Origin of the sequence: Rheinheimera sp. (genome assembly GCF_020217005.1) — a bacterium.
Taxonomy (GTDB): domain Bacteria; phylum Pseudomonadota; class Gammaproteobacteria; order Enterobacterales; family Alteromonadaceae; genus Pararheinheimera.
The window spans coordinates 1-10,000 of sequence record NZ_JAIWOI010000109.1; the positions used below are offsets into that span (position 1 = coordinate 1).

Sequence of the window (10,000 nt, forward strand, 5' to 3'; positions counted from 1 at the left end):
TACTAACCAGTTGTGAATACCGCCGGCATGACCTGTACTTGGCAAACCTAACTTTCGTCCAGAATAACTGGTGGTCAGGTAAGTATTTAATACACCTTTATCCAGTATGGTTAAATCACGGGTTTTTACGCCTTCCCCATCAAAAGGGGTGGAAGCCAGGGCTTTCTTTACATGTGGGCGTTCAAGAATAGTGACTTTGTCCGACATCACAGGCTGGCCTACTTTATCCAGCAGGAAGCTGGATTTACGGTAGATACTACCTCCACTGATCGCAGACACTAAATGGCCAAAAATACTGCTGGCGATATCAGCACGGAAAATCACCGGCACTTTTTGTGTGCCCAGTTTGCGACCATTCAGTCGCTGCACTGTTTCCTTCGCCGCTTCACGGCCAATCAACGCCGGATCCAACAAATCGCTTAATTCACGGGCCACTGTGTAGCTGTAATCCCGCTGCATATCCTCGCCTTCTTCGCCTATCACCACACAACTCAAGCTGTGACGGCTGCTTGGATAACCCACCAGTTGACCGTGGCTGTTACCATAGACTTTTAAGCCCTGATGCGAAGAAAAGGACGCACCTTCTGAGTTGGTAATACGGCCATCATAAGCAAAAGCGGCTTCTTCCGAGGCTTTACACCACTCAATAGCTTGTTCAGTAGAAACAGAAGCAGGGTGAAATAAATCCAGATCGGGTGGTGACAGTTCCAGCCAGGCCGCTTCTGCTAAACCCGCATGTGGATCTTCCGAGGTATAACGAGCTATATCGATAGCCGCTTCGACTGTGCGTTTTAAAGCGGCAGGGCTTAAGTCAGCAGTAGAAGCAGAGCCTTTACGCTGGCCGACATAAATGCTGATACCTAAACCACCGTCCTGATTAAACTCTACGGTTTCCACTTCACCATGACGGGTTTCTACACTTAACCCTCTGGTGCGGTTCATCGAGGCTTCGGCGCTGCTGGCACCTAATTGTTTGGCATGTGCCAGCACCTGGCTGACCGCATCTTTTACTTCGGCGATTTCTTGCCAGATTGTAACTTCGGTTTGACTCATTGCTTTACCTGTCAGAGTTGTTCTGTTTTAACTGCCAGAATTTGGGCTCAGCTTATCATAGTTCCTCAGCAATTGGACGTAGGGACGACCAACGCAGCTACCGCTATGTTGGACAACTCGGCCCAAGTCACTGGAGTTGCAGCAAGGCGACAAGCGAGAGAGACCTCAGGAGCATAGTTGTCTATGTGACTAAGGCTCTGAACGCAGTCAATGCTGCTGCGGCTTCAAGTACGAAGGGCGCCGCTGCTATTGCTCAGTAGATCGGGTATACTATGTGCATTAATTAGATGGTAAGAGAATTCTATGGCCGATATGACCGACTTTACCCATGGCGACGACTGGGATGTTGAGCATGGTAAAAGTAAAACCCAAGTCAAAAAAGAGATGACTGCGTTACAAAAGCTGGGCGAAGAGCTGGTGGCGTTAAGCCCTGCGGCCCGTGCTAAGTTAGATTTAGATGACGAATTAAAAGACGCTTTAGCGCTGGCAGACAAGCTGGTGAAAAAACACGAAGCTTTGCGTCGTCATATCCAGTTTATTGGCCGTTTAATGCGTACCCGCGATTTGGAGCCTATCGAGCGTGCTCTGGCGGTACTGCGTAATACCAATCAGGCAGCAACCCGTAAGTTTCATTTAGTGGAAACCTGGCGTGATAAACTGATCGCCAATCCTGATGCGGTAACTGAGTTTGTGGCAGCATTTCCGCAAGTGGATATACAACAGTTACGCACCCTGATCCGTAATGCGAAAAAGGAACAGGAAAAGAACCAGCCACCTAAGGCCTTCCGCGAACTGTTTCAGCTGATTAAACCAGCCATTTTAGAAGACTAAAAAATGGGGTCAGATCACATTATTTGCCAAACAAATAATGTGATCTGACCCCATTTTTATATCAAGCGTTTCACCACTAAATCTGCACCTATACGACGCAACTGACCCAATAGCTTTTGCACTACTTCAGGATAATCCCGCACTGTTTCAATTTCTGAGTAATGCACAATCTCATTGGCGTGGGCTGTGATCACCTGTTTTTCCTGTTCGAGCAGAGTTTTTAGCTGCTGTAATTCGTCCTCGACATAAATACCATTTTCAAAATCCAAAGCAAAAGCTCTTGGATTCATATTGTGGCCGGTAAAAAGGTGTTTAATACCGTCTACGCTCAAGCCTTTGAGGTGGTAGCTGTTTTCCTGGTGTTTCCATAATTTGACATGCAGCAAACCGCTATCAATAAACTTCTGATTGGCGCGGACAAACTTACGTAAAATAGTTTCGTAGAAATAAGGTAATCCACCAATTTTGCTAAACCGCTGACCTGGCGGAATATAAAAATCGTTAGCCGTTTTATCACCTACCACTATGGTCACAACAACTCCACGTTTTAAACATTTACGTAAAGCGCGAGCTAAGGCCACAGGCGGGTTAAAATAAGGGGTGTAAATCAGTACATCCTGCTGTGCTACAGCAAGCAATGCCAGCACAGTACTGTTCAGTTCATTATTGCGACGACCTAAGCCCATAAGCAGCGAAGCGCGCAGTGCTGAATCTGTTTTATCTTCATACTGATATCGGGTCGCTTTGGCGTGTTTCAGCCACAAACGCGACTGACGTTTCACCGCCTGACTGACATAGTCTTCGTCATCCAGAAGTTCAGGCGTTTGTTCTTCATCACCAAATAACTGTTGATGTGCCTGCACTATGGCATCTGTTATCACCTGATTTTGCAGCACCAGATAACGATCAGCGCGGTAACGACTTTGTTCTGCCAGATAAACATTATTCAAAGAAGCGCCGCTGTACAGCAAAGTCTGGTCAAACACAAAACCCTTTAAATGCAGCACACCAAAGAGTTCACGCTTTTTTACCGGCACACCAATGATTTGGATAGGTAAATGGTAATCTTTGGCTATCTCACGGTAAAAATCGTTGTTAGTGCGGGCACCTTCCTGGCCAATCAGGCCGCGACGGGCACGGTGGTAGTCGACATAAACTGTCACCTGCAAATCAGGTTTGCGCTGTTTGGCGGCAAATAAAGCCCGCAGGATTTGCTCGCCTGCTTCGTCAGCCTGCAAATACAAGGCGGTGATCACAATACGATGTTGAGCGCGCTGGATCAGATCCAACACTGTGCTTTTGTAATCAGCTGCTGACCACAATACAGAAACTGTTTCAGCGACCAGATCTGTTTTTGGCAATTTGGCCAAACGACGTCTGTTTAACAAAGTTTGTAACATAGCAGGCGAAGTTCTCAGTCGGCTAAATTGGGGTCAGATCACATTAATTAGTCATAATGTGATCTGACCCCATTTTAAGTGCTTAATTTGAATGGGTTGGATCTTGCCGTAAAACGGCACAAAGTCCTAGTGTTTTTCGTCTTTGTAGCAGTTAAGCCGTACCACCAACCGTCATCGCATCCAGTTTTAAGGTGGGTTGGCCAACCCCTACTGGCAGGCTTTGACCCTGTTTACCACAAACGCCCACACCGGCATCCAGTGCTAAATCGTTGCCGACCATAGAGACCTGCTGCATCGCCTCCGGGCCATTACCAATCAGGGTTGCGCCTTTGATAGGAGTAGTAATTTTACCATTTTCAATCAAATAAGCTTCGGAGGCGGAGAATACAAACTTGCCTGAAGTGATGTCCACCTGGCCACCGCCAAAATTCGGCGCATAAATGCCTTTTTTCACGCTGCCGATGATTTCCTGTGGATCGTACTCGCCTGCAAGCATATAGGTATTAGTCATACGCGGCATAGGCAAATGGGCAAAAGACTCACGGCGACCGTTGCCTGTAGGAGCCACGTTCATCAGCATAGCGTTGTGTTTATCCTGAATATATCCCTTCAGAATACCGTTTTCGATCAACACGTTGTATTGACTGGCTGTACCTTCATCGTCGATATTCAATGAGCCTCGACGATGCGCCAAAGTACCGTCGTCAACAATAGTGCAGTGCTTTGAGGCCACTTGCTCACCAACGCGACCAGCAAAAGTAGAAGAGCCTTTGCGGTTGAAATCACCTTCCAGACCGTGGCCCACAGCTTCGTGTAACAACACACCAGGCCAACCAGATCCCAGCACCACAGGCATAGTACCGGCCGGTGCATCTACAGCAGTTAAATTGATCTGAGCCATACGCACAGCTTCACGGGCATAACCCTGCCAGCGCGGCGAACCATTCACATCTTCAAGGAAATACTGGTAGTCAGTACGGGCGCCACCGCCACTACCACCCCGTTCACGGCGGCCATTGTGCTGCAGCAGTACCGAACAGTTCAGGCGCACTAAAGGACGAATATCAGTCGCAAAAGTACCATCCGAAGCAGCTACCAAAACTTCTTCATAAACACCGGATAAACTGACCGCCACTTGCTCGGCACGGCTGTCCAGGCTACGGATAAAAACTTCCATTTGCTTCAGCAGCTCAACCTTTGCTGTATTGTCCAAACTTTGCAGCGGTTCACAAGGTAAATAAATTTCTGGCTGACTTTGTTGCCTAAAGACCTGGACAGAACCTTGTTGGCCCACAGCCGCTATACCTCGGGCTGCTTCCGCCGCTTGTTTCAGAGCTGCAGCTGATATCGAATCGGCATAAGCAAAACCGGTTTTTTCGCCACTGATAGCGCGAACACCAACACCACGTTCTATGTTAAACGAGCCATCTTTGACTAAACCATCTTCCAGCGCCCAGGACTCATGCACGCTGGATTGAAAATACAGGTCGGCATAATCCAGTTGATGTGCAAATAAAAAGCCCAGGCTTTGCTGCAAATCATTCGCAGTTAAATCACTGGCGCTTAACAGGTTGTGTTCGACCTTACTCATGCTTTGAACTCACTTTGAAATCTGTTGTGGTGCCTTACCGGCATTTTCTTTGCCAGTTGTTGGCAAAGATCTAAATCTATTTCGACACTCAGCGCCATTTCGTTGCTGCCATCGGCTTCGGCTAAAATACGGCCCCATGGGTCGATAATTAAACTGTGGCCATAAGTCTGACGGCCATTGATATGGGTCCCGACTTGAGCAGGAGCTACCACAAAACTCTGGGTTTCTATCGCCCGGGCCCTTAGCAAAGTATGCCAGTGCGCTTCCCCAGTTACAGTGGTAAAAGCAGAAGGTACAGCCATCACATTCATGCCCAAAGCTGCTAAAGCCTGAGCTAAGCCCGGGAAACGCATATCGTAACAAATCAACATACCCAGTTTCAGCTCATCCAGTTGTACCAGACTGAGTTTCCCTCCAGGTACAGTAGAGGAAGATTCCTGATACTCTTTGCTGCTGTCGTTCACTAAGGCGTCAAATAAATGGATCTTCTGGTAATCCGCTATCAATTCACCTTGTGGGTTATACAACAAACTACTGGCAGCGAACCGTGTTGGATCAGATGTTTGAGTGGGTAAAGTACCTACCAGCAGATGCAACTGGTACTTTTTTGCTAGTTCCGCATAAGCGCTTTGCAGCGGGCCAGAACCTGGGACTTCCGCCAATTGCAGGTTTAAGCCATCAGGTCCTGCAAATACAGCCACACCCTCAGGTAAAACCGCCAAATGCTGCGCTGATCTGGGTAACCCGGCCAGTAGTTGATCCACTTTGGCCAGATTGGCCAAAGGCTCTGGACCACTGGTCAGTTGCAGTGCAGACAAACGCCAGAGCTTAGCCATTAGCTTTGTCCCTGGTTTTAGTGCTGGCCGCTGGTTGTTCAGGTTTTTGTTGCAACTGCTGTTCCTGTTGCAAACGTAAACGTTTTTCCTGCTCAGCTTTTAATAGTTCAGACCGTGGGATCTCAACTTCTGTGGTATGACGTGCCACTTCTACCACTTCTGGCTGGTCAAAATTACCTGTGACGACAAAATTCACTTTAGACACTACTTCAGCCGACTCTACCAGCTCGTCCAAAGCCAAAGCCGCTAAACCTGTGGCAGGATTAAACTGCAGCAACGCCACAAGTACAGGCAGACTCGAGGTGATTTTTGGTAAAAACGCCATCTGATAATCCAGTTGTCTTGTGACTAAATCAGCATAGCCCTGAATTTCTATTTTACCTGCGGCGCCATCAACCATAGTATTATTGGTATGCACTACGCCCTTATCCAGCTGTAAGTCACCTTTCATTTCGGTGTAAAAAAAGCCTTTGGAGAATATGTCCCTGAAGTCCAGTTTCAGCTTACGCACTAAAGACCCTAAGCTAAACAAAGACAATAAACGCGCGCCTTTGTCGCTGACTTCCGACAAGGAGCCTTCACCTAACTGCCAGTTCAGCTTGCCGCCTAATGTAGCGTAATTAAACTGAGTAGGACCGCCAGCCCAGCTTATATTGTCTATTTCTACCTGAGCCGGACTACCTGCAATAGCAGAGCTCAAATGATAGTCTTTCATTAATTGGCCAAAATCCGGACTGGTCAATTTGGCCGATAAGGTTGTCACGCCAGCCTCTGTGTCTTTTTGCCACTGACCTTTGATACTTAATTGATGCTCTTTGTAACGGGACTCAAAGCTCTGAATAGTCAAACGCTCACCATCAGATTCGGTTTGTAATTTTAACCTGCCTAAATCAAAAGGCCCAAAAATGCAGCTTTTACAGTCCAGTCGCAACGGCGGTAAATCGGCTAACCAGGGCATAGGTTGTGGTTTCACTACTTCAGCCAGCGCTTTGGCTATTTGTTGCTCTTTAGTCAACTTGGCGATAGCTTCGGCCTGCGCTATGGCCTCAGCTTCCGCAGCAACAGGGTCGTAAGGAAACAGCTTTAAGAATTCCAGATTGGCTGTTATTCCCTGCGCCATCAAATCCTTTGCCAGTGTCAGTTGCCCCTGAGTTTGAGCCGCCTTCAGATCCAGTAACCAGAGGTCCGCTTCGGGTTTTAAGTTCAGCTCTAGTTGGTCGAACTCCAGATCGTCTGTGACCTTTAGTTTATCAACACTAGCCTTGACGGAGGTTAACGCAGGCAAAAGCCCGGCCTCATCTGACTGCTGACTGACTTGTTGCCTGATCAACTCAAACCATGGCAGAAACTCCGTCTGGTCCAAATTAGCACTGATGGTAAAGCCGTCAGCAAAACCTGCATTGCCTTTGCTGCCCAAACTTAAGTGAGCCCGGCCTATCTGGCCTTGTGCATGCACATAGCTGGCGTCAAAAAATACCAGATCCTGATAAGTCATAGCGATTACTGAATTATCCTGACTACCACTGGAAGACCAGAATACGGTACCAGGCTGGCCTGATTTTTTCGCCAGAGGCGCTGGCAGCAACAGTTCAGTGTCTGCTAAATCTAATGCCAAATCAGCCTGATAGGTATAACCTTCCCCCGCCAGCAATAAGTCGAGTTTGAACTGCCAATTCAGTGGCCCACTGGCAAAATGTTCGAGTTCCGGAGCCAGGTTAAGCAACAACTCGTTACTGTTCTGCAAGCCCTGACTTAATAAAGAAACTTTATAATTATCCTGCTGCTGTTCGCCCCTGAAGCCAAACTGCAATGGAATATTGCTAATAAAAAGCTGCAACTCGTCGGCGGTCAGTTTGTCGTTATGAAACTCCAGCCGACCGGTCAGGTTTTCTCCTGTGATGGCAGGGGCTGATAAGGCCAGGCCATTACGTTCAAAATCGATAGCTCCCTTGACATCCACCGTTGGCTCTTTCAGACCTATAGTCAACCGAACATCGCCTTTGACAGGGCCTGTCACCCCTAAATAGGCCAGAGTTTCGCCAACAGAGTCATGCAAAGGTGAAGCCTGCATCAGGGTTGTCACCTGCTCGGCCAGCAGCTGTTGTTTGATATCAATAAGTAAGCTTTCGGCCTGATAAAGATCAGGAATAGCCACTTGTACGCCCTGATCAACAGGAGCGTCCACCAGGTAACCAGACTTACTGCTAATCAGCATGGAGGCATTTTCAAAAAACAATTCAGCGGATAAATCAGTCAGACTGGGCCAATTTTGATCAAATAAAAATTCAGCATTGCTGACATCGGCAAGCGCCTGAAATACACCGTCTTTGCTCTGATAGGGGTAAGCGGAGAAATCACCAGACCATAATACTTTACCTGAGCTGACATCACCCGATATCAAAGCTGGTTTCAGGTAGTTGATCACAGAGTGTGGCATATAAAATTTCGGGAAAAACTGTTCGGCATTTTGCACTGGCACCCCATGCAGTTCTGCGACTAAATCCATATTGGGTTTATCGTCCAGATTCACCACCAGCTCAGCCTCAAGGCTAAAAGCGTCTTGCCACAAGCTCAGATAAGGCACCAGAATTTGCCAGTTGCCCGCCCTCTTACGCCAGGCCAACTCCAATTCAGCCCCTTTATAAGTCCAGTCTTTGCTAAAAGCTTCTCCCCATTGCAAAGCACCATCCTGTGCTTTTAGGCCAACCCAGCCAAAATAAGGTGAAGCGACAAAAGAGCCGGTAAAACCTTTCACACCTGGCACATCGGCCACTGGTGCGGATGACAATTCTTCAAATTGACCGGATAAATACCACTGTTCATTCTCAGTGAGTAAGTCCAGTCGATCGACTTTCCCATCCAACTGATAAGCCAACAAAGACTGTAATTGCTCTGAACCATCAGAAAATAATTCGAGTAAAGGACGGGCTACCGCCAATTGCAAATTCTGCAACGAGGCCTGATATCCGCTAGCTTCCTGACGCAGCTGTAACTGCAAGCCGGGCCAGCTTTGACTGCTGTTGCTCAAGGTCATTGGACTGGAGCTTAGAGTCCAGCCTTTGGCCATAGGTAACCAGCGTAAATAACCATCCGATAAGGCTACTTTGTTCCAGACGCCATCTTTCAGCCAGCCGACATTATTGTCCGACAAAGCCACGTCGATTTGTTGCAGTTTGCCGCCTTTGATGTCGCCCCAGGCGGCAAAGTTTAATTTAGCGCTGTTGAGCTTACGGGTTTGAGGTAATAACTGCTGGAACCATGGCAATAAGTCCAGCTGCTGGCTGGCCAGATACAACTGGCCTTGAGCTTTGGAAGGTTCGCCTGTTAAGTCGATGATAAATGACAAGGTATTGGCGGTGACATCAGCCACAGACAGTTCGCCCCAGCCCTGATGGCGTTCACCTTCGTTTTGCCAGGTTAACGCTTTGATTTCCAGCCGGATATCTTCGTTTTGGCTGTTGTTGAACACCAACTGACTATCGAGCACAGAGAAATGTTGCAGTTGCTTAAAAAACAGGTCCTGCAAAGCATCGAAAAGTTGCTGATTGTCTGAAGGCGCAGCTACACCACTGCCTAACCAACGCTGAGCATCCACCCTGTAAGTTAAACCCGTCAGTTCAAAATGAGCTGCACTAAGTTTCATGGTGCGTAAGGAACGCCAGAAATCGAGTCGGACCCCGGTTTCTTTGACGGTCAGTTGAGGTTGAAAGTTGCTGTCTAATACTTCCAGTTGCTGCAAAACCAGCGCAGGTCCAGTGCCCTGCCAACCAGCGGACAAAGCACCAATCCGCACTTCTGTGCCGTATTGCGCTTTGATCCAGTGTTCAATGTCAGTTTTATAACCGGGCGCGTAAGGTAGACCAAAACGTAAAGCCGAGACCAGGGTGGCCATCAACACTACGAAGATAGCAAAAAAGATCCACAGCTTGTGTAAGCAATAAAACCAGGCCTGTTTTACCGTTCGCACTACATCATCACCACGTCAAATTGTTCCTGACCGTATTGAGGTTCAATCACCACACTAATTTGTTTACCAATAAAGACTTCAAGTTCAGCCATGCTGTGAAATTCGTCATTAATTAACGCATCTTTTACTGCGGGAGAGGCATAAACTACAAATTTATCTGCGACATAAGCCCGGTTCACCCGCACTATTTCACGTAAAATTTCGAAACAGACGGTTTCCACTGTTTTTAAACTGCCACGGCCTGCACAGACCGGGCACTCACCACAAAGCACATGTTCCAGACTTTCACGGGTGCGCTTGCGGGTCATCTCAACCAAACCTA

At 47.8% G+C, this 10,000-nt stretch carries 6 protein-coding genes and 1 pseudogene; 1 reads left to right on the forward strand and 6 read right to left on the reverse strand.

Translation table 11 applies throughout. The annotated features are described in order from the left end of the window. The coding region (gene pmbA, locus LDL40_RS05245) for a metalloprotease PmbA (RefSeq protein WP_300994114.1) at positions 1 to 1,053 on the reverse strand (1,053 nt) is incomplete at its 3' end. Positions 1,054 to 1,356: 303 nt separating this feature from the next. Between pmbA and yjgA the strand changes: the two genes are divergently transcribed. Continuing rightward, complete coding sequence (yjgA, locus tag LDL40_RS05250) at positions 1,357 to 1,884, forward strand: ribosome biogenesis factor YjgA (protein ID WP_300994115.1); 528 nt, start codon at positions 1,357 to 1,359, stop codon at positions 1,882 to 1,884. Between the two features lie 56 nt (positions 1,885 to 1,940). On the opposite strand, the gene pssA is transcribed toward yjgA, so the two are convergent. From pssA to LDL40_RS05275, 5 genes and pseudogenes are all read right to left on the reverse strand, one after another. After that, a complete protein-coding gene (gene pssA / locus LDL40_RS05255; protein ID WP_300994117.1) occupies positions 1,941 to 3,284 on the reverse strand; it encodes a CDP-diacylglycerol--serine O-phosphatidyltransferase in 1,344 nt (447 codons plus the stop codon). A 151-nt stretch (positions 3,285 to 3,435) separates the two neighbouring features. Then, positions 3,436 to 4,875 (reverse strand): metalloprotease TldD, encoded by a 1,440-nt coding sequence (tldD, locus tag LDL40_RS05260; RefSeq protein ID WP_300994118.1) that lies wholly within the window; start codon positions 4,873 to 4,875, stop codon positions 3,436 to 3,438. After that, complete coding sequence (locus tag LDL40_RS05265; RefSeq protein ID WP_300994120.1) at positions 4,872 to 5,711, reverse strand: carbon-nitrogen hydrolase family protein; 840 nt, start codon at positions 5,709 to 5,711, stop codon at positions 4,872 to 4,874. Before LDL40_RS05265 ends, tldD begins: the two co-directional genes overlap by 4 nt. Then, positions 5,704 to 9,678, reverse strand: a complete 3,975-nt coding sequence (locus LDL40_RS05270) for a YhdP family protein (protein WP_300994122.1) — start codon at positions 9,676 to 9,678, stop codon at positions 5,704 to 5,706. Before LDL40_RS05270 ends, LDL40_RS05265 begins: the two co-directional genes overlap by 8 nt. Then, positions 9,678 to 10,000: pseudogene (locus tag LDL40_RS05275) on the reverse strand (Rne/Rng family ribonuclease); the annotation flags it as partial. The gene LDL40_RS05270 and the pseudogene LDL40_RS05275, both read right to left, overlap by 1 nt.